The sequence below is a fragment of the Acinetobacter guerrae genome, from assembly GCF_009372255.1.
Classification (GTDB): Bacteria; Pseudomonadota; Gammaproteobacteria; order Pseudomonadales; family Moraxellaceae; genus Acinetobacter; species Acinetobacter guerrae.
In genome coordinates, this window is the sequence record NZ_LXGN01000009.1 from 26,992 (window position 1) to 47,652 (window position 20,661).

General features: G+C 42.2%; 19 protein-coding genes. 8 read left to right on the forward strand and 11 right to left on the reverse strand.

Annotated elements, in window-relative coordinates; genetic code table 11:
- The first annotated feature begins 51 nt into the window (after positions 1-51).
- Both A7A69_RS07350 and A7A69_RS07355 read left to right on the forward strand, forming a co-directional pair.
- On the forward strand, positions 52-342 hold the full coding sequence (locus tag A7A69_RS07350; protein WP_151982278.1) for a hypothetical protein: 291 nt from the start codon (positions 52-54) through the stop codon (positions 340-342).
- Complete coding sequence (locus tag A7A69_RS07355; protein WP_152876766.1) at positions 339-1,958, forward strand: PepSY-associated TM helix domain-containing protein; 1,620 nt, start codon at positions 339-341, stop codon at positions 1,956-1,958. Before A7A69_RS07350 ends, A7A69_RS07355 begins: the two co-directional genes overlap by 4 nt.
- A 126-nt stretch (positions 1,959-2,084) precedes the next feature.
- On the opposite strand, the gene A7A69_RS07360 is transcribed toward A7A69_RS07355, so the two are convergent.
- A complete protein-coding gene (locus tag A7A69_RS07360) occupies positions 2,085-3,779 on the reverse strand; it encodes an AMP-binding protein (protein WP_120371360.1) in 1,695 nt (564 codons plus the stop codon).
- Between the two features lie 111 nt (positions 3,780-3,890).
- The gene (locus A7A69_RS07365) at positions 3,891-4,511 is read right to left on the reverse strand and encodes a TetR/AcrR family transcriptional regulator (protein ID WP_206669005.1); all 621 of its coding nucleotides are present in this window, start codon (positions 4,509-4,511) and stop codon (positions 3,891-3,893) included.
- Between the two features lie 147 nt (positions 4,512-4,658).
- Here A7A69_RS07365 and A7A69_RS07370 point away from each other — a divergent pair, with 147 nt between their 5' ends.
- The 5 genes from A7A69_RS07370 to A7A69_RS07390 are packed head-to-tail and all read left to right on the forward strand — an operon-like array spanning position 4,659 to position 11,161.
- Positions 4,659-5,831 (forward strand): isovaleryl-CoA dehydrogenase, encoded by a 1,173-nt coding sequence (locus A7A69_RS07370; protein ID WP_120371362.1) that lies wholly within the window; start codon positions 4,659-4,661, stop codon positions 5,829-5,831.
- Between the two features lie 24 nt (positions 5,832-5,855).
- Entirely contained in the window at positions 5,856-7,457 is a 1,602-nt protein-coding gene (locus A7A69_RS07375; RefSeq protein ID WP_152876767.1) for a carboxyl transferase domain-containing protein, read from the forward strand.
- A gap of 9 nt (positions 7,458-7,466) precedes the next feature.
- Positions 7,467-8,261, forward strand: coding sequence for an enoyl-CoA hydratase/isomerase family protein (locus tag A7A69_RS07380; RefSeq protein ID WP_152876768.1), 795 nt, complete (start codon positions 7,467-7,469; stop codon positions 8,259-8,261).
- Positions 8,262-8,282: 21 nt separating this feature from the next.
- Complete coding sequence (locus A7A69_RS07385) at positions 8,283-10,274, forward strand: acetyl-CoA carboxylase biotin carboxylase subunit (RefSeq protein WP_152876769.1); 1,992 nt, start codon at positions 8,283-8,285, stop codon at positions 10,272-10,274.
- A complete protein-coding gene (locus A7A69_RS07390) occupies positions 10,271-11,161 on the forward strand; it encodes a hydroxymethylglutaryl-CoA lyase (protein ID WP_152876770.1) in 891 nt (296 codons plus the stop codon). The genes A7A69_RS07385 and A7A69_RS07390 overlap by 4 nt, the downstream gene beginning before the upstream one ends.
- A gap of 179 nt (positions 11,162-11,340) precedes the next feature.
- Here the strand turns inward: A7A69_RS07390 and pcaD are convergent, their stop codons facing one another.
- The 6 genes from pcaD to A7A69_RS07420 all read right to left on the reverse strand — a co-directional run bounded on the left by pcaD (position 11,341) and on the right by A7A69_RS07420 (position 16,666).
- A complete protein-coding gene (gene pcaD, locus A7A69_RS07395) occupies positions 11,341-12,138 on the reverse strand; it encodes a 3-oxoadipate enol-lactonase (RefSeq protein WP_152876771.1) in 798 nt (265 codons plus the stop codon).
- 10 nt (positions 12,139-12,148) lie between these two features.
- Positions 12,149-13,354 carry a 3-oxoadipyl-CoA thiolase gene (pcaF, locus tag A7A69_RS07400; protein WP_152876772.1) on the reverse strand — a complete coding sequence of 402 codons (1,206 nt, stop codon included), beginning with the start codon at positions 13,352-13,354 and terminating at the stop codon, positions 12,149-12,151.
- Positions 13,355-13,809: 455 nt separating this feature from the next.
- Positions 13,810-14,460: a 3-oxoadipate CoA-transferase subunit B CatJ gene (catJ, locus tag A7A69_RS07405; RefSeq protein ID WP_120371515.1), complete on the reverse strand. Its 651-nt coding sequence runs from the start codon at positions 14,458-14,460 to the stop codon at positions 13,810-13,812.
- Positions 14,461-14,470: 10 nt separating this feature from the next.
- Positions 14,471-15,157 (reverse strand): 3-oxoacid CoA-transferase subunit A, encoded by a 687-nt coding sequence (locus tag A7A69_RS07410; protein WP_152876773.1) that lies wholly within the window; start codon positions 15,155-15,157, stop codon positions 14,471-14,473.
- Positions 15,158-15,245: 88 nt separating this feature from the next.
- Positions 15,246-15,536, reverse strand: coding sequence for a muconolactone Delta-isomerase (catC, locus tag A7A69_RS07415; protein ID WP_120371488.1), 291 nt, complete (start codon positions 15,534-15,536; stop codon positions 15,246-15,248).
- Positions 15,537-15,553: 17 nt separating this feature from the next.
- Complete coding sequence (locus A7A69_RS07420; protein WP_120371487.1) at positions 15,554-16,666, reverse strand: muconate/chloromuconate family cycloisomerase; 1,113 nt, start codon at positions 16,664-16,666, stop codon at positions 15,554-15,556.
- 103 nt (positions 16,667-16,769) lie between these two features.
- Between A7A69_RS07420 and catM the strand changes: the two genes are divergently transcribed.
- On the forward strand, positions 16,770-17,681 hold the full coding sequence (gene catM, locus A7A69_RS07425) for a cis,cis-muconate-binding transcription regulator CatM (RefSeq protein WP_120371486.1): 912 nt from the start codon (positions 16,770-16,772) through the stop codon (positions 17,679-17,681).
- Between the two features lie 125 nt (positions 17,682-17,806).
- Here the strand turns inward: catM and A7A69_RS07430 are convergent, their stop codons facing one another.
- The 3 genes from A7A69_RS07430 to A7A69_RS07435 are packed head-to-tail and all read right to left on the reverse strand — an operon-like array spanning position 17,807 to position 20,591.
- Positions 17,807-19,336 carry a dynamin family protein gene (locus tag A7A69_RS07430; protein WP_152876774.1) on the reverse strand — a complete coding sequence of 510 codons (1,530 nt, stop codon included), beginning with the start codon at positions 19,334-19,336 and terminating at the stop codon, positions 17,807-17,809.
- A complete protein-coding gene (locus tag A7A69_RS17000; RefSeq protein WP_338325123.1) occupies positions 19,333-19,530 on the reverse strand; it encodes a hypothetical protein in 198 nt (65 codons plus the stop codon). Before A7A69_RS17000 ends, A7A69_RS07430 begins: the two co-directional genes overlap by 4 nt.
- Positions 19,527-20,591, reverse strand: coding sequence for a GTPase (locus A7A69_RS07435; RefSeq protein WP_338325124.1), 1,065 nt, complete (start codon positions 20,589-20,591; stop codon positions 19,527-19,529). Before A7A69_RS07435 ends, A7A69_RS17000 begins: the two co-directional genes overlap by 4 nt.
- Between the last annotated feature and the right edge of the window lie 70 nt (positions 20,592-20,661).

Consider the following 20,661-nt stretch of genomic DNA (forward strand, 5'->3'; position numbering starts at 1 on the left):
TTTATGGTCATTTATCCCCTTCCTTGCATTATTTAAAAGGAATCTAAACCGATGAAAGACAAATCTCAAATTCAAGCAGATTGGTGGATTAAAAGTTTCACGGGTGCTGTTTTAGGATTAAGTCTTTCTATTGCACTAGGAAATCTGATTGTGGTTTTGGGTCAGCCTTTTATTGCAATGGATGTATTGGCACAAATTGGAATGTGGAGCATTGCATGGCTTTGGATGTCGATTCTATTTGCTAGCTTTTTTATAAAAACTGGAAAATTAGCTTTTATTATCTTTTTATTTGCAAACTTTATTGCCTATTTTTTACTGTTCTGGTTGCGGGAATCTATATGAAAGTTCGTTCTGATGTAATGAAAATCATGAAGAATATGCACACTTGGGTCGGTATTAGTGCAGGTATATTATTATTTATCTGTTTTTTTGCAGGTGGTTTAAGCATGTTCCAACACCACCTGACCCGATGGGCAACACCGCATCAACAAATTCTTACTCAGATTGAACCACATCAATATCAAGATCTAATTACAAAAGTTCAAGCTGAATTTCCAGTCACACAAAAAAGCTTTACCCTAAATTTAAGCTCTAACGAATTTCATTACGCCCCCATCAGTTGGAATGAAACAAATAGAGCGGAAGGTTTTAATGCATCACAAACTGCATGGATTGCAAGTTTAGATCAGCACGGTCAACTCATTGCCAAAAAAGAAAATCTTTCCAAAGCAGGCTGGCTAATTGAACAACTACATGAAACTGCGGGTATACCAGGTTTAATCGGTCATCATGGTGTCGGTGTGTATGTGATGGGCATCGTATCCATTTTATATTTTCTGGCGTTGCTCTCTGGACTGATTATTTTATTACCCACACTAGTGAAAGATTATTTTGTGATCCGACCAGGAAAAAATAAGAAACGCTTTTGGCTTGATACGCACAATGTGGTTGGTATTACCAGTCTCCCTTTTCATATTTTAATTAGTGTCACTGTGATTGTTTTTGCTTTTCATGATTTATTTTATGATTCAATTGGTCATCTGGCTTTAAAAGGTCAGCCTGTTTTTAATCCTCCCGTACGAGAAGTCATCCAACCCACTCGCCAAGATATTAATCTTGAAGAAATTTTATATAAAGTCAAACAAGTCGCACCAGAATATGACGTTAAATATATTCAATTTAACAACCTGAATAATCCACAAAAAGCGACCGCACGTATTGCATTGTATAGCCCAAATCAATTATTACGTGGCGCAAATAATGACTTTATGAGCATGAATCCTTATGCCGTAGATCACTTCAATTCATCTGGTATAAATACTCAAACCAATGCAGGAAATAAGTTAATTAATGCCATGTTTAGCCTTCATTTTGGCAGTTATGGCGGAGATACTGTTCGATGGATTTATTTCATACTCGGGATCGGGGGTGCATTTCTGTTTTATTCGGGCAACATTCTTTGGGTAGAAACACGTGCCCGTAAACAAAAACGTCCTCAAGACCCAATCCCTGTTCAACGTAAAGATGTGGTATTTCTGGCTAATTTAACCATTGGAACATGCCTTGGATGTATTCTGGCGATCATGGGAACATTGCTAGCAAGTCGTTGGTTATATTCAATAATTCAGATTGAAAGCATCAACCACCTGTTTATGTATAGCTATTACACAATTTTTATCGCAATCATTCTACTTACATTTTATCTGGGTTACGCCAAAGCCCTACCAAAACTTTTACTCAGTATTTCTCTGATTTTATTTCTCATCCCTCTGAGTTCTTTGTGTGCTTATGTTTTACCCCAAACTGGCTTATGGTTTCACTCAGGTGAAATCTTGATCATCGATGTTTTGGCGGTTATCTTTGGAATTGCGTTTCTACGTTTTTATCAGCAGGCTAAAGATCGAACTCGTATTGCACCACAAGGTTCTTTATGGGCAATTTCACAATCATTAAAGTAACAATCATTCAAAAATAGGCAAACCATTGTTTTTAATTACATTATTTGGTTGGGTAAAATCTAAAATAAACCCTCCTTGCACGTAAGGAGTTCCTCTTTTACCACCAAGTAAAAGAGGAATCATCTTTTATTCAAACATGACCGAGCTTAGGTTTAGCTCAAGGCGCATCATTTCTTGCAGCTTAAATTTTTGTGCCTTACCTGAAGCTGTAAGCGGAAATTCTGTTAAAAATTTAATGTAGCGCGGCACTTTATTATGCGAAATATGTTCCTTACAAAAACGGCGAATACTGTCTTCATCTGCTTGATGATGCTCATGCAAAATAATACAGGCGCATAATTCTTCTCCATAACGCAAATCAGGCAAGCCGATGACCTGAACATCGCTGACATCTGGATGAGTATATAAAAAGTCTTCAATTTCTTTGGGAAAAAGATTTTCTCCCCCACGAATCACGACATCTTTAATTCGACCCTTAATTTTGACAAAACCATTTTCATCCATTTCACCGATATCACCCGTATGCATCCAGCCAGCAGCATCAATGACCTCTTGGGTCTTTTCAACTTCATCCCAATAACCCGCCATAACCGAGTAACCACGTACACATAATTCTCCCAGTGTACCAATTGGAGTGATTTCACCTTCAAGATTTACAATCTTAATTTCGATGTGAGGATGAACATGACCTACCGTGCTTACTCGTTTATCAATAGAATCATTGATATAACTTTGCACGCTCACAGGCGAGGTTTCGGTCATACCATAACAAATGGTAATTTCAGACATATGCATATTTTCAATCACGCGCTGCATAATCTCGCGTGGGCAAGGGCTTCCTGCCATAATGCCAGTACGTAAACTTGTTAAATCAAATTCAGCAAATTGCTCATGTTCCAAAACAGCAATAAACATAGTAGGTACACCATAAGCTGCCGTACATTTTTCCTGATCAATGGCTTTTAAAGTTTCAAGTGGATTAAATGCAGCCGATGGATATACCATTGTTGCGCCATGCGTTATACAGGCCAAATTCCCCATCACCATCCCAAAACAATGAAATAAAGGAACAGAAATACAGACCCGATCTTGTGGGGTTAAACCAATCCCTTCCCCAACAAAATAGCCATTATTTAAAATATTATGATGCGTCAACATGGTGCCTTTCGGATTACCTGTTGTACCAGAAGTAAACTGAATATTGATAGGTTCATCAAATTGTAATTGTTGGGCTAAGCGCTGTAGTTCATCAAGCTGAGATTGGTTTGGAGTTTCAAGCAAATCACTAAAACGATAAATGCCCGTATGCTGCTGATCATCAATTTTGATGACAAATTTTAAATGCGGTAAGCGTTTGGAATTTAAAATTTTATCGTGACTATGTACCAACTCAGGCGCAATTTTAGTCAGTAATTCCAAATAATCTGTGGTTTTAAATGGTGCAGCAATAATCAGACCTTTGCATGACACCTTATTTAAAACATATTCCAGTTCATGACTTTTGTAGGCGGTATTCAGGTTCACCAAAATAATACCGACTTTCGAGGCGGCAAATTGTGCAATCGTCCATTCCACACAATTGGGTGACCAGATCGCCAGACGATCTCCTTTGTGTAGACCCAGTTGCAACAGACTACAGGCACAAGCATTCACTTCATCCTGTAACTGTTGATAGCTCAAACGCCTATTCTGATGCAAACTGATGATTGCTTCTTGCTCTGCATATTGCAAACAAACCTGATCAAATTTTTCTCCAATCGTCATCCCCATGAGGGGCTGTGAACTGGTTCCAGAGGCGTAGCTTAACCGTACATGTTGCATTGAATCATTCTCCTTGATTCTTTGTAATTCTGTTCTTGGTTCATCTAATTGTTGTTGCTGCAACTACTTTTCAAAACACTGTTATTAAGATTTTAGTCGGTGCGATCTGCCCTACTTTTTCTTCTGTACTGCATCCACACAAAAATCTGCAACCTGTTTAGAAAAATAGTCTTTGTGTTGCTGATCAAACTTAGTATTTTGGGCGGGGTCTAAAGGTTCAACCACCACATAAGTCATGGCTGCAACGACACACAATGCTGTAGTATTTAAATCATCCAATACAAATTCACCACTTGCATTTCCGTCTGCAAGGATTTTTTTAATACTTTGTTTGACCAATTGTTTTACGCGAAAACGCTCGTGTTCCACCATCGAATCTACAGGCTCAAACATGAGTGAATAGGCCAACTGAGGGCTATTCAATGCCCGTTTTACAAAGGTCGCAACCGCCTTATGCAATTTTTGTTGTGCCGATAGATCTGTTTCTATGATCGCATCAATCACCAATAATTCAGTGTTGATGGCTTCTGACAAAACCTCAATCAACACCTGACTTTTATTGTCAAAGTAACGATAAACCAGACCACTTGAAACCCCTGCCTGTTCAGCAATGGTTTGTATTTGTGCGTCTTTGAATCCTCCTTCTGAAATTAATTTTCTGGCTGAAGTCAAAATCGCCTTACGATTTTGCTCCATCCGTTCCTGCATTAAAGATGATCGTTTATAGCTCATAAATTTTATTCTCTACCAAACAAAATGAATTGTAAATCAATTTATGAATTAGTATTCACTTTTTTAAAAATTCATTGTAAGGTACTTCATAAGCACATACAACAACGCTTATGGAACAACAACTATAACCAAAGGAATGACAACACAATGAACCTACGCAGCTTAAATTTTGGTCTAGATGAAACCTTGATTGCATTGCAAGATTCTGTTGCCGCATTTTGTGCAAAGGAAATCGCACCCATTGCCCAACAAGTTGATCAAGATAATCAATTTCCTGCCCATCTCTGGAAAAAGTTTGGCGATATGGGTTTATTGGGCTTAACCGTTTCTGAAAAATATGGCGGTACTCATCTTGGCTATCTGGCACATATTATTGTGATGCAGGAAATTTCCCGTGCATCGGCATCTATTGGTCTTTCTTACGGCGCACATTCTAATTTATGCATTAACCAAATTAATCGTAACGGTAGCGAACAGCAGAAACAGAAATACTTACCAAAACTGATTTCTGGCGACTTTGTAGGTGCTTTGGCAATGTCTGAACCAAATGCTGGATCGGACGTGGTCAGCATGAAACTTCGTGCTGAACAAAAAGGCGATCATTTTGTTTTAAACGGTTCAAAAATGTGGATCACCAATGGCGGTGATGCTGATGTATTGGTGGTGTACGCTAAAACTGACCCGCATGCAGGTGCTAAAGGTATGACCGCCTTTCTTATTGAAAAAAACATGAAAGGTTTTAGTCATGGTCAGCATTTAGACAAACTCGGTATGCGTGGCTCGAACACCTATCCGCTATTTTTTGACAATGTCGAAGTGCCTGCCGAAAACGTACTTGGAGGTGTGGGTAACGGTGCCAAAGTGCTCATGAGTGGTCTGGACTACGAGCGTGCTGTCTTAAGTGCAGGCCCACTCGGCATCATGGATGCTTGTCTGGATGTGGTGATTCCTTACCTACATGACCGTGAACAATTCGGTCAGGCTCTAGGTGAGTTTCAACTGATGCAAGGCAAACTGGCAGATATGTATTCTACTTGGCTCGCCTGTAAAGCACTGGTCTACGCGGTTGGCACTGCCTGCGACAAAGTCGATCATGACCGTAGCTTACGCAAAGATGCAGCAAGCGCCATTTTATATGCAGCAGAAAAAGCCACGTGGATGGCAGGTGAAACCATTCAAACATTGGGTGGAAATGGTTATATCAATGAATTTTCCGCAGGCCGTTTATGGCGTGACGCAAAACTATATGAAATTGGTGCGGGAACTTCTGAAATTCGCCGCATGCTGATTGGTCGTGAACTGTTTAATGAAACCAAATAATAACGATAAATCAGGATGCAGCTTATGAACCAATTACAAAGCAAAATTAATACGCGAAGTGAAGACTTCAAATTTAATCAACACACCATGCAAACATTGGTCAGCGATCTCAAACAGGTTGCACAAAAAGTAGCGCTAGGTGGTGGAGAAAATGCCCGCCAGAAACATCTGGCAAGAGGCAAACTTTTACCACGTGATCGAATTGATCAACTGATCGATATTGGCACGGCTTTTTTAGAAATTGGGCAATTGGCTGCTTACAAGGTTTATGAAGATGATATTCCTGCTGCGGGTGTGATTGCTGGTATTGGTCAAGTGAATGGTATCACCTGCATGATCATTGCCAATGATGCAACGGTAAAAGGAGGAACTTATTATCCACTCACCGTGAAAAAGCATTTGCGTGCGCAGGAAATCGCTGAACAAAATCATTTACCCTGTATTTATCTGGTGGACTCAGGTGGCGCTTTTTTACCCATGCAAGATGAGGTATTCCCAGATCGAGATCATTTCGGGCGTATTTTTTACAATCAAGCCCGTATGTCGAGCCAAGGTATTGCCCAGATTGCAGTCGTGATGGGTAGTTGTACCGCAGGCGGAGCCTATGTGCCTGCCATGTCAGATGAAACGATTATTGTACGTAATCAAGGCACGATTTTCTTGGGCGGACCGCCATTGGTTAAAGCCGCAACAGGTGAAGTGGTCACCAGTGAAGATTTGGGTGGTGGTGATGTACATACCCGCCTTTCTGGTGTGGCCGATCACTTGGCTGAAAATGATGAACATGCGATTGCGATTGCACGTCATATCGTTGCCAATCTGAATAAAAAGCCGAATGACTTAAATAAACAAATTGATGAGCCATTATTTGATGCAAACGAACTCTACGGTGTTGTGCCAAGCGATGCACGTAAACCGTTTGATGTGCGTGAAGTCATTGCACGAATTGTTGATGGTTCGCGCTTTGATGAATTTAAAGCCCGATTTGGATCAACCTTAATTACAGGCTTTGCTTCACTTTACGGCATACCTGTCGGCATCATTGCCAATAACGGGATTTTATTTTCAGAATCCGCACAAAAAGGTGCGCATTTTATTGAACTGTGTACCCAACGAAATATCCCTTTACTATTTATCCAAAATATCACGGGCTTTATGGTCGGTCGTCAGTACGAAAATGAAGGCATTGCCAAACATGGTGCCAAGTTAGTCATGGCGGTTGCCACAGCAAATGTACCCAAGTTAACTCTCATTATTGGTGGCTCTTTTGGTGCGGGAAACTACGGTATGTGCGGACGTGCCTATTCACCCCGTTTTTTATGGACTTGGCCAAACTCTCGTATTTCAGTCATGGGCGGTGAACAAGCAGCAAGCGTACTTTCAACCTTAAAACGTGATCAGATTGAACAAAAGGGTGCAGAGTGGTCAGCACAGGAAGAAGATCAATTTAAACAGCCAATTCGTGAACAATACGAACGCCAAGGTCATCCCTACTATGCTTCTGCCCGTCTTTGGGATGACGGTGTCATTGATCCTGCTCAAACCCGTCATGTGCTGGGTCTGAGTCTTGCTGCAACCATGAATGCCCCAATTCAACCGACCAAGTTCGGCGTGTTCCGCATGTAGGAGGTGTCTATGAGCTATCAATTTTTACAACTGGAACAGCAAGCTCAAGTCGCTTATGTTTGGTTAAATCGGCCAGAACTGCACAATGCTTTTAATACACTCGTGATTGAAGAATTACATGCCTGTTTTAACAGCCTCAATACTTGCAATGATATTCGGGTAGTGGTCTTGGCAGGACGCGGTAAAAGTTTTTCCGCAGGTGCCGATTTAAATTGGATGAAACAGGCAGGTCAAGCTTCTGCTGCGGAAAATGAGGCTGATGCCTTAAAGCTTGCGCAAATGTTACATGCACTCGCGACCTTGCAACAACCCACAATCGCACGTGTACAAGGTATTGCTTTTGGTGGCGGAATGGGCTTGGCATCAGCCTGTGATATTTGTATTGCCAGTACCGAAGCCAAATTTGCCACGTCAGAAGTTCGTCTGGGTCTTGCACCATCAACTATTAGCCCTTATGTCATTCGTGCAATTGGCGCTCGACAAGCCTCTCGCTATTTTTTAACTGCTGAACGTATTTCGGCACATGAGGCCAAGCAAATCGGCCTAGTACATGAAGTTGCAGATGCAGAAAACTTAGACCAAAAAGTCCAAGAGATGATCGATGCGTTATTACTTGGCGGCCCACAGGCTCAGGCTGCATCGAAACAACTGATTCACTTGGTTAGTCACCAAGTGATGAATGATGACTTGCTCAAACAGACTGCACAGCATATTGCTCAAGTTCGTCAAGGCAGTGAAGCCAAAGAAGGTTTGAATGCTTTTTTAAACAAACAACAACCTGCTTGGACTTCCACTTCCCAATAAAAACAATTCAGGACGATCACCATGTTTGAAAAGATTTTAATTGCGAACCGTGGCGAAATTGCCTGCCGCGTCATTCGGACTGCAAAAAAACTGGGTATTACAACGGTCGCAGTTTATTCAGATGCAGATGCCCATGCACAACATGTCAAACTGGCAGACGAAGCGATTTATATCGGTCAGTCGCCTGCGACTCAAAGTTATTTACAGGTTGATCGTATTATTCAAGCGGCTCTGGATACAGGTAGCCAAGCGATTCACCCAGGTTACGGTTTCTTGTCCGAAAATGACCAATTTGCTTTAGCTTGCCAACAACATCATATTTGTTTTATCGGCCCGCCAGTCGCTGCCATTTTAGCGATGGGGCTCAAAGCCACCTCAAAGGCACTGATGGAAAAAGCAGGAGTTCCTTTAACACCCGGTTATCACGGCACCAACCAAGATGCTGACTTTTTAAAGCAGCAAGCCGATGCAATTGGCTATCCTGTACTTATTAAAGCCAGTGCAGGCGGCGGTGGTAAAGGCATGAGTCTGGTCGAGCGTAGTGAAGACTTCTTACAGGCGCTTGCTTCGTGCAAACGTGAAGCCAAATCTAGCTTTGGTAACGATGATGTGTTGATTGAGCGCTATGTGATTCAACCGCGTCATATTGAGGTGCAAGTCTTTGGGGATACGCATGGTAATTATGTACATTTGTTTGAACGCGATTGCTCTGTACAACGTCGACATCAAAAAGTCTTAGAAGAAGCCCCTGCTCCACAAATGCCACCCGATAAACTAGATGCAATGCGTCAAGCGGCGATTGATGCAGCGCGTGCAGTTGCTTATGTCGGCGCAGGCACGGTTGAGTTTATTGTGGAACAGAATGGGACTGCCTACTTCATGGAAATGAATACCCGTCTGCAAGTTGAACATCCTGTCACGGAAATGATTACAGGAGAAGATCTGGTCGAGTGGCAACTACGCGTGGCAGACGGCGAGCCTTTGCCAAAACTACAGCATGAGTTAAAAATTCATGGGCATGCTCTAGAGGCGCGGATTTATGCAGAACAACCCGAAAAGGGCTTTTTGCCTGCAATTGGAAAAATTGACTATTTACATTACCCCACTCAGAACCAGCATGTTCGGGTCGACAGCGGGATTGTTGAAGGTGATGAAATCACCACTTATTATGACCCCATGATTGCCAAACTGATCGTCTGGGGTAAAAACCGTGAAGCCGCTTTGATCCAGATGCAACATGCCTTGAGTCAATTTCATGTAGATGGTTTAGGCAATAACATCGCGTTTTTACAACGAATCGTAGGCTGTGATTCATTTAAGCAAGCTAAACTTGATACCAATTTGATTCAACGTGAACACGACTTTTTATTTCGCCATGAAAGTATTCAGCCAGAACTTATCATTGCGACTGCTTTTATTGAGTTTTTAACTCAACTCGATAATAACCATGCTCACCAAAAACCACTTTGGCAAGCCCAACCGCTCTGGCGTTTAAATATTGCTTTTCAGCAAAAGATTAAACTGAACTATTTGAACCAACCGATTTACATACAGTTTGCTTCGGCAGAACAAGGTTTTTATGCCGAATATAAGGGTCAAAGCTATCAAATTTCAGGTCAACGATTAGATGCGCATAGCGCAAGTGTAAATATCAATGGTCATCAGCAAACATTTGCATTTAACCAAAGCCAACAAGGTATTACTCTATTTCATGGCGGGCAAAGCCATACTTTTGAATATATTCGCGTGGACTATACTCAAGCCGATCAACAGACTGAGCAAGGACATTTAAAAGCTCCTATGCCCGGTGTGATTACTCAAGTATTAGTGGCTGCCAACCAGAGCGTTAAAAAAGACGATATTTTGATGACACTGGAAGCGATGAAAATGGAATACAGCATTCGCGCACCTCAAGACGGCATGATTATCGATGCCTATTTTCAGGTCGGTGATCAGGTCAAAGCAGGCGATGAGCTAGTCGAATTCCAATCTGCTGAGGAGGAACTCGCATGACTGAGTTTGTCAAAATCGTAGAAGTCGGCCCCAGAGATGGCTTACAAAACGAAAAACTGACTTTGACTGTAGAACAGCGCTTAAACTTTATTTCTGATCTAGTGAATGCGGGTTTAAAATATATTGAAGTCGGTTCCTGTGTCTCAGCCAAGTGGGTACCACAAATGGCTCACAGTGATGAACTTTTTCAGCGGCTACCAAAACATTCAGATATACAATTCAGTTTACTTACGCCTAATCTCAAAGGGTTTGAAGCCGCTCAAGCGGTAGGTTGTAAGGAAGTTGCTGTCTTTACCGCAGCTTCTGAAAGTTTTACCCGTAAAAATATCAATTGCTCGATTGATGAAAGTTTTGAAAAATTTGCCGATGTCATGACTGCTGCCAAAGCACAAAATATTCGTGTTCGTGGTTATGTCTCCTGTGTCGTAGATTGTCCTTATGAAGGCGCGATTGCACCCGAACAAGTGGTTAAAGTCGTTAAACGGCTTTATGACATGGGCTGTTATGAAGTTTCTTTGGGAGAAACCATTGGTACAGCTACGCCTGACCGTGTTAAAACGCTTTGGCAAGCGTGTCTGGCTGAACTCAATAGCGATATATTGGCAGGACATTTTCATAATACCTATGGCATGGCGATTGTGAATATTTATCAATCCTTACAACAAGGCATTCGGGTATTTGATTCATCCTTAGCAGGACTTGGCGGCTGTCCATACGCCAAAGGCGCGTCGGGAAATGTTGCCACAGAAGATCTGTTTTACTTACTTTCACATATGGGTTTTGAAACAGGAATCGATCTGGAAAAGCTGATGCACGCCAGCCAGCGCATTAGCCAGACCTTACAACGACCAACATCATCACAATATGCTCAGGCTTATTTAGCTTAAAGACTGAAATGAGTCCAATAAAATCCTCCATCTACGCATCTTACTAACCTAAGACCTTATATTAAATCTAAAAATATAAAGACAGCTTTTATAATAAAGCTGTCTTTATATAGGCTATTCAGTCGCGTTTCATACATTCAAGCATACAATGACACAATTGATATCACTGATTTCTTCAATTAAGCAGCGATAAACTGCTGTAAAATTTGATTAAACTGCTCTGGTTGCTCAATATTCGAAATATGTGAAGCATTGATTTCGGCCAACTGAGCATTGGCAATGTGCTGTTGCATCCATTTTCCATCGGCAACCGTTGTGACAGGATCGTGTTGCCCTGCAATGATTAATACGGGAATACCGATTTTTACCAATTCATCACGTAAATCTGCCAGTGCCAAAGCTTCACAACAACGAGCATAACCATCCGCGCTACCCGCAGCCAGATCATCCGAGAGAGTAACCACAGTAGAAGAATGCTGCTGAATAAAGTCTTCTGTAAACCAACGTGAGGCGGCAGTTTCTGTAATAGGCTGTAAACCCTGTTCACGGACCAGTTTGGCACGATCTTGCCAAGCCTGTGCTTGTCCAATCTTGGCCGCAGTATTGGCAATCATTACATGCGAAAAACGCTCAGGATAATGAATGGCTAACCATTGTCCTGTTAGCCCACCCATCGAAATGCCACAAAAAATTGCTTTGGGAATATTGAGATGATCTAACAGTTGAATCACATCATTGCCCAATTGCGCTAAAGTATAGGCGCCTTGCGGCGTAGAAGATGCGCCATGACCACGCGTGTCATAACAAATCACAAAGAAGTTTTGCTTAAAATAATTAAACTGTTTTTGCCACATGCCCAGATTAGTTCCCAAAGAATTTGAGAAAATCAAAGCAGGTTTATGGGCATCACCAAAGGTTTGATAATGCAACATAACATCTTGCGAATTAATTTGATCTTTAAAATTAACTGTTGGCATTGTTCGCTCCTTAAACCCGCTCAATAATCAAGGCAATACCCTGACCTACTCCAATACACATTGAACATAACGCGTATTTACCACCCGTTTGTTCAAGCTGATTTAATGCTGTAGTGACCAAACGCGCGCCAGATGCGCCCAGTGGATGACCCAATGCAATCGCACCACCATTTGGATTCACCCGTGCATCGTCGTCTTGTAGACCTAAATCACGGGTACACGCCAAAGCTTGGGCTGCAAAGGCTTCATTTAGCTCAATCACGTCCAGTTGATCCAAGCTCATGTTGGCTTGTTTCAATAGTTTTTTAATCGCAGGCGCAGGTGCAAAACCCATAATGCGTGGTTCTACGCCCACTGTGGTCGCCGCAATGATTTTGGCACGTGGTTTTAGGTTGTATTGTGCAATCGCTTCATCCGATGCGATCAGTAATGCCGCTGCACCATCGTTAATACCGGATGCATTGCCTGCGGTGACACTGCCTTCTGCTTTGACCACACCTTTGAGTTTGGCTAAAGCTTCTAAAGTGGTCGAGGCACGTGGATGCTCATCGGTATCAACCACAACAGGATCACCTTTGCGCTGTGCAATGCTGACTGGCACGATTTCTTTGGCAAAGTAGCCTTTGGCTTGCGCTGCCGCAGTGCGTTGTTGACTGGTGTAGGCAAACTGGTCTTGATCTTCACGATTGATGTTGAATTGTTCTGCGACGTTTTCAGCCGTTTGTGGCATGGTGTCTACACCATACATGGCTTTAAGCTTTGGATTGATAAAACGCCAGCCCATGGTGGTGTCTTCAATCTTTTGGCTACGACCAAAAGCGCCTTCGGATTTACCCATCACATACGGGGCACGGCTCATGCTTTCTACGCCACCTGCAATGATCAGATGGGCTTCACCCGCTTTAATCGCTCGTGCTGCCATCGCAATCGCATCTAGTGATGATCCACATAAGCGGTTGACGGTGGTCGCAGGGACTTCTACGGGTAAGCCTGCAAGCAGTGCGGACATTCGTCCTACGTTGCGGTTGTCTTCCCCTGCCTGATTGGCACAGCCATAGATTACGTCATCGACGTGTTGCCAGTTCACGCTTGGGTTGCGTTCGATGAGTGCTCTAATGGGTACCGCACCTAAATCATCGGCACGTACTGGGGAAAGCCCACCTGCATAACGACCAAATGGGGTACGAATCGCATCGACTATATAAGCATTTTTCATTCTTACATTTCCATTTTGAAATCTATTGCAATCACTGCCACAAATGATGGGTTTGTCCATTCTTACTTTGTGTAGGCAATACCTCACTTTTGACAGGGCAAAAGTGACAAAACCCTTTGTTACTCAGACACAACATCCTTGTTGTGCTGAGCAACGGGCGACATCCTTGTCGCCACCGAATAGCAAATCTTGGAAACAGTTAAAATCTTTTTTCACGCATAAGCATTAGCTAAAAGGACCTTTGAACGGCATTTACTATCGCGATAGGTGACATGGATGTCATCCGTTGGACAGAGATGTAAGAAAGCCACCTCTGTCCAACATAGATTTTTGTTACTTTTCATCTCTGAAAAGTAAGGTGTCGCCTATACAAAAAACTTTTGCTTTAACAGCTCATTTGAGGCAGTAAACTATTGATTAACTGGCGTGACGACAACACCTGATCACTTAGAAATTTAATTCGTTGCATCAATCAAAGTTGCACCCGTTAAGCTCTGTAATTCTTCAAAGCTTAAACCTTCAACTTTTTCAGTGACTTTTAAACCTTCTGGTGTCACATCGATAATGCATAAATCGGTGTAGATGCGATCTACACATTTTTGCCCTGTAGCAGGGTAAGTTAGTTCAGCAACGATCTTCGGTTCGCCTTTTTTGGTCACATGGTCAGTCGTCACAAAGACTTTTTTTGCACCAACGGCCAAGTCCATTGCCCCACCCACAGATGGAATGGCATCGGGTGCACCCGTATGCCAGTTGGCAAGGTCGCCATTGGCAGCGATCTGGAAAGCACCCAGTACACAAATGTCTAAATGTCCGCCACGCATCATCGCGAATGAATCGCCATGGTGGAAGAAGCAGCCTCCTTTGAGCATGGTGACGTATTCTTTGCCTGCATTGATCAGTTCTGGATCTTCTTCACCTTTTGCCGGTGGTGGGCCAAAAGCCAGTAAGCCATTTTCTGAATGTAGGAAGACGTCTTTGTCAGCAGGCAGGTAGCTGGCAATCTTGGTCGGTAATCCAATCCCAAGATTGACATAAGCACCTTCTGGAATGTCCTGTGCCACACGCTGTGCAATTTGGTCACGGCTTAGTTTTTGGTAACTCATGTCGTTCTCCTTATGCTGTGGCAGGTGTTGCTGCAGGTTGTACCTGTACCACGTGTTGAACAAAGATGCCTGGGGTCACGACGACTTCTGGATCAAGTTCACCCAGTTCAACCACTTCTCTGACTTGGGCAATGGTCACATCGGCTGCCATCGCCATAATTGGGCCAAAGTTACGTGCAGATTTGCGATAGACCAGATTGCCCCAGCGATCGCCTTTGTGGGCTTTAATCAGGGCGAAGTCAGCTTTGATGGGATTTTCTAAAACGTAGTCTTTGCCGTCATATTGAAGGGTGGTTTTACCCTCAGCCAACAATGTACCAAAACCTGTTGGGGTGTAGATTGGGCCAAGTCCCATGCCTGCGGCTTGCATACGGCAAGCCAGATTGCCTTGCGGTACGATTTCAAGTTCGATTTTGCCCGCACGATAAAGTTCATCAAATACGTATGAGTCTGCCTGACGTGGGAATGAACAGATGATTTTTTTAACTGCGCCTGTTTTAAGCAGTTTGGCAAGACCGTAGTCGCCATTGCCTGCATTGTTACTCACGATGGTCAGGTCTTTGAGTCCAAGTTCGATTAAACCATCAATCAGTTCAGCGGGTTGCCCTGCTGTACCAAAGCCGCCAATTAAAATGGTGGCACCGTCTTTAATTTGGGAGAGCGCTTCCGTTAGGGTCGCTGCACTTTTATCTATCATGTCATCAACCTTGATGTAAAAATGGCAAATAAAGAAAATCTATCAAAAAAGGCTGAATATCCTTTTGGTATTCAGCCTCGATCATTCATTAACTGTCATCTTCACGAATCGATGATGGATGACGATTCAGTGGCATCACCTCAATATTCATGTAAGGATAAAGTGGTAAGCCCTGCAAAATATTATGCAACTCTTCATTACTTTCCACATCGAAAATACTAATGTTGGAATATTGACCTGTAATTCGCCAAATATGACGCCATTTACCTTGACGCTGTAGATCTTGTGAATAGGCTTTTTCTACCGATTTAATTTGGTTCGCCTGTTCTACTGGCATATCAACAGGTAAATGCACATCCATCCGTACTTGAAATAACATGTCTAAAGTCCTCTTGCTTAATGACGGCGTAACTGCTCAATCTTATCTTCGTCTATGTCGATTCCTAAACCAGAGGTCTGAGGTACAACCAATTCGAAGTTTTCATACTGCAATGGTGTTTTGAGAATATTTTCAGTCAACAATAACGGCCCAAATAATTCAGTACCAAACTCAAGTGTTTCAAAGGTACTAAATGCATGTGCTGACGCAATACTGCCAACGGGGCCTTCAAGCATCGTACCACCATATAGACTAATACCCGCCAAACGCGCAATTTTTGCAACTTCGCATGCTTCGATCAAACCACCAGACTGTTCTACTTTTACCGCAAACACATCTGCGCCATTCTGTTTCGCAATACGATAAGCACTATCAGGGCCTGTCAAAACTTCATCCGCCATAATTGCCACATCAAAACGAGCGGTAAGTCGTGCCAATGCGTCTATATTTTCAATGGCACAAGGTTGTTCGATCAAATCGATACCACCATCCTGCAACTGCTGAATGCCTTTTATGCATTCCAATTCTGACCAAGCACGATTTACATCAACACGTACACTAATCTCTGAACCTAATGCTTTTTTGATCGCAATCACATGGTCTACATCATGTTGTAAAGGATTAGAACCAATCTTGAGTTTAAAAGTATTGTGTCGTTTTAGCTCAATCATTTTTTTTGCCTCGGCGATATCTTTGTCGGTATCACCAGAAGCCAGTGTCCACAATACAGGCAAACGATCACGTAAACGCCCGCCCAATATTTCACTTAAGGGCAAATCTAAACGTTTAGATTGAATATCCAACAATGCCGTTTGAATAGCACACTTGGCAAAACGATTGCCATTGATGGCTTTGCGAATCAGTTTTAAAGTCTGTGCCACATTCAATGAATCTTGGATTGAAAGGAGCAAGGGTTTGAAATACGTCTCGATATTGGCTTTGACACTTTCTGGACTTTCTTCTCCATAGTTCAAGCCACCGATTGTCGTCGCTTCTCCCCAACCCACAATTCCATCTTTAGTGGTCACTTTGACCAATACCAGAGTTTGGGTCTGCATGGTCGTCACAGAAAGTTTGTGCGGACGAATAGTAGGAATATCGACTAAAATAGTTTCCACTGTTTTATACATCGTTCCATCTTCTTTCAATAAATACTATTAACATACCTTAAATTAATGCCATAATTAAAACGATAGACAATTCGGTATTTTTGCATACTAATAAGGTATATAAATGGAACTCAGGCACCTCAGATATTTTGTCACTGTCGTAGAAGAACAAAGTATTTCTAAAGCAGCCGAAAAATTATGCATTGCTCAACCACCGTTAAGTCGACAAATTCAAAAACTCGAAGAAGAGCTTGGCATTCAACTTTTTGAACGTGGCTCTCGTCCAGCCAAAGTCACAGAAGCGGGAATGTTCTTTTATCAACATGCCGTGCAGATTTTAACCCATACTGCACAAGCATCCTCAATGGCAAAAAGAATCGCAACGGTGAGCCATACTTTACGCATTGGCTATGTCAGTTCGTTACTTTATGGGTTATTACCTGAAATTATTTATCTTTTTAGACAACAAAATCCTGAAATTCATATTGAGTTGATCGAGTGCGGCACTAAGGATCAAATCAATGCATTAAAACAGGGAAAAATCGATTTAGGATTTGGAAGGCTCAAGATTACTGACCCTGCTATTCGGCGAATCGTTTTACATAAAGAACATTTAAAACTAGCCATCCACAGAAATCATCACCTGAATCAGTTTGTTGAAACAGGCATTCATCTGTCGCAGATTATCGATCAACCTATCCTGCTCTATCCTGTTTCACAAAAGCCAAACTTCGCAACTTTTATTCAATCTCTTTTTACTGAGCTCGGTTTAGTCCCCACCAATTTTACCGAAGTTCGTGAGATGCAATTGGCTTTAGGTCTGGTCGCGGCAGGAGAAGGAATTTGTATCGTGCCAGAATCCGCGATGGATATTGGCATGAAAAATCTGATGTATATTCCTATTTTGGATGAAGATGCTTATAGTCCAATTTCACTGGCAGTACGCAATATGGACCATAGTAACTATATCCCGAAAATTCTGTCGTGTGTTCAGGATGTTTTTGCATCGCAAAATATTATCCCACTGATTGAATAACTCTTTTGGCTATCCGCTTCAGTTGATTAAAAATGGGCTTTATTAGGCTATAGCATTCGAATACAACATCTGTTGAGATCGTCTGATATAGCAAAATGTCTTTCGTTCTCAAATTCAGATCAATCTTAATATTGACGTAAATCTGAGGCTAATCTATTCAAATCATGGCCCGAACTGATCATCACATTTTTTAATTGCTGAAGATCATGTTCAATGCTATTCAATTGTTTTTCACATTGGCTTGTGAGTTGTTCTATGTACTGTTTTATCGTTTCATTGGTTTGGCGACACAATTCAGCATATAAACGATCATGAACCACTAAATCTGAAATCAACTCATAACCAATATTGGGGTTTCGTTCGAGTGTAATCTGATCGGGCATCTGTAAACGATAATCTGCCAATGGTTGCTGAATGTGTTGGGTAAATGCATCTGCCAACCATTGTCTAAGCGTGACATAAACTTGATCAATCGCCTGTGTAGGCGCATGCAGTTCAAGTAACTGCGGTAGTTCAGGTAATACATTTTTCCAGACGTTTTCTGCAATATGACGCTGCTGTTGCAACAAGGCTGTTTGCATATGATCAAGACAGGTTTGTAATTGATCCGAGGTAGGCTGTATTTCCTGAACCAATGTTTCGAGCACTTGCTCTTGTAAATGATGTAAAAACACCTCTGCGGGTTTACGTTGCTTATAGTGTAAAGCGGGTTGAATCATATCCAGAAGTGCGGCAAATAAACGTTCAAAACCCGCATCAGTCATGGCTTTTTGATCCAGATCTGCCTGACGTGCCATTTGGGTAGAAACCGATACAGGTGGTTTTAGTAAATGGACATCTACCGCCATTTCTCTTAATTTATCTTCAGCACGTGCTTTTACATCGGCTTCTTGTAACGCACGTTGTGACAAAGGTTTATTACATAATACGGTACAAATTTCGCCATCGACTTCGTCTTCTTCAATTTGATCACTTCGGGTGATAATTGGAAATAAAGGCTTATGTCGTTTTAATTCACGTGCCAATGCATGTAGCTCCTGCACTTGACCCGGTGACGTTGAGCTACTGAGCCATAACACGCCATCCGCGCTATCAATAAAACGCTGAGTCAAAGCCGCATTTTCGGCTGTGGCAGAATGCAAACCCGGTGTATCGAGCAGTACGAGTCGCTCGCCTAGACATACTCCCTGTAATTGTGCCGTAGTTTCCGTCGCACCTTCGCGCAAAAGAGTTTCGGTATAATGAATTTGGTCATTTTGTACATAGAAATAACGTACATCTTGCCCTTGTCGATAAAAACATTCTGCCAAAAGGTTACACAGCGAACTTTTACCTGCATTAAATTTGCCAAAGACCAGTAGCATGACTTTATCGCTAAAGGCATCTGCAACAGATTGCGCAGCAGCTAATTCAGACCATTTTACCTCCCAGAGCTGAATTTGTTCTGCAACTTGACCCTTGATGAGAGCAACCTGTTTTGCCAAAGTAGATGTCGGTTGCAAAGCATTAACATCAAAAGAAATGCCCGTTAATGCATAAGCTAGTTGTTGCCGCCATAGCTGCAAATGATTCAAAATAGAGCTCAGGTCACTTTGCGATGCCGTAATTTGATGTGTCTGTTCAATAAAATGCTGTAGTTGTCCGCCACTGGTCATGCTGCATCCTCCAACATTTTTAATGCCGTTTGTGCCTGTGCAATATCGCCAAGTTGCCTCTCAAGCTGTGTTAATTGTTCAACCAGAGCTGCACGCCCTGCTGATTTTTCAAAATAAAAAGCAAACTCGCGTTGCAATCGTGCTCGCTCGACATCGCTATAAAACAGTGTCCGCAAATGTTCCCGAAATTTCACTGAAATACCAAAGACAGCAACGATGACGGTATCCAGACTTTTGACATGCGTTTGCTGATCTTCAGGCAATCCCACCACACCATGACGAATAAGATGACTATTAATATCAATACAGGCACGCGAATAGGCAATCTGGACTTTGGCGCGTTGCTGTTTACCTGCGGTATTTTTAAACATGGTGGCAAATGAATCGGGTACAAGTGCATCATCCTGACCTGTAATATCCAGAATCGATGTAAATCTTCACGGATTTTATCTAAAATTTTAATCAGTCTCTCGTCAAAATCCTGACGTTGCTGTTGTTGTATATGTTGTAATTTTTGCTGTGTTTGCGCTAGCTCAGTTTGCAACTGAGTAAGTTGCTGTTGCATGCCAGAAAATAATTGATTCTTTTCATGGCGACGCGCATTTGGTACTTGGCTGATTGCAAGTTCAATTGCTTGTTGTAATCCCACAATACCACTTTTTTCAACCAATAATGGTTTTGAATTTTCGACACCCTGACGATGTCGTGTTGCAGATACGGACAAAGCATCTAAATCTGGAATTTGATCGCGAATCGACTGTTGTATATGTGCCAAAACTTGCTGATCTGGCATTTGATCAAGCTGAGTCAGTACCAATAAAGTCTGACGTTGACTTGTTTGAAAATCACTCACTAACTGTTGTAATAATTGATGCTCAATCGCATCGAGTTCACCCTCACGTATCGAATGTACAAAAAGACGAATATCTGCCTGCGTCCAGATCGCGTTAAATGCGTAATCATCGTCTACCGCTGCAACATCGGCATCTAACCCAGGCGCATCCAACCAACTGATATTTTGATGAATATGTTCTGCAAGATGAATGGTTTCACGCTTATCTGCAACCGAAAAAATATCATGCCCAATGAGTTCATTGAGCAATCGACTTTTTCCATGATTATATTTTCCAATCACAGTAATGGTTGGATAAGCTGCTGCCGTGATTAATCTAACTAATCTCGCCAAATCAGTTTCACGATTGGGGAGGACCGCTAATATAGCGTTTACAGCACCTTCAAAATTTTGCATATCCATCTTGCCTTTTCTCCATGCTTCCCTACAAACGAATCAGGCCAGTGATTTTCCCACTAGCCTGAACTTTATT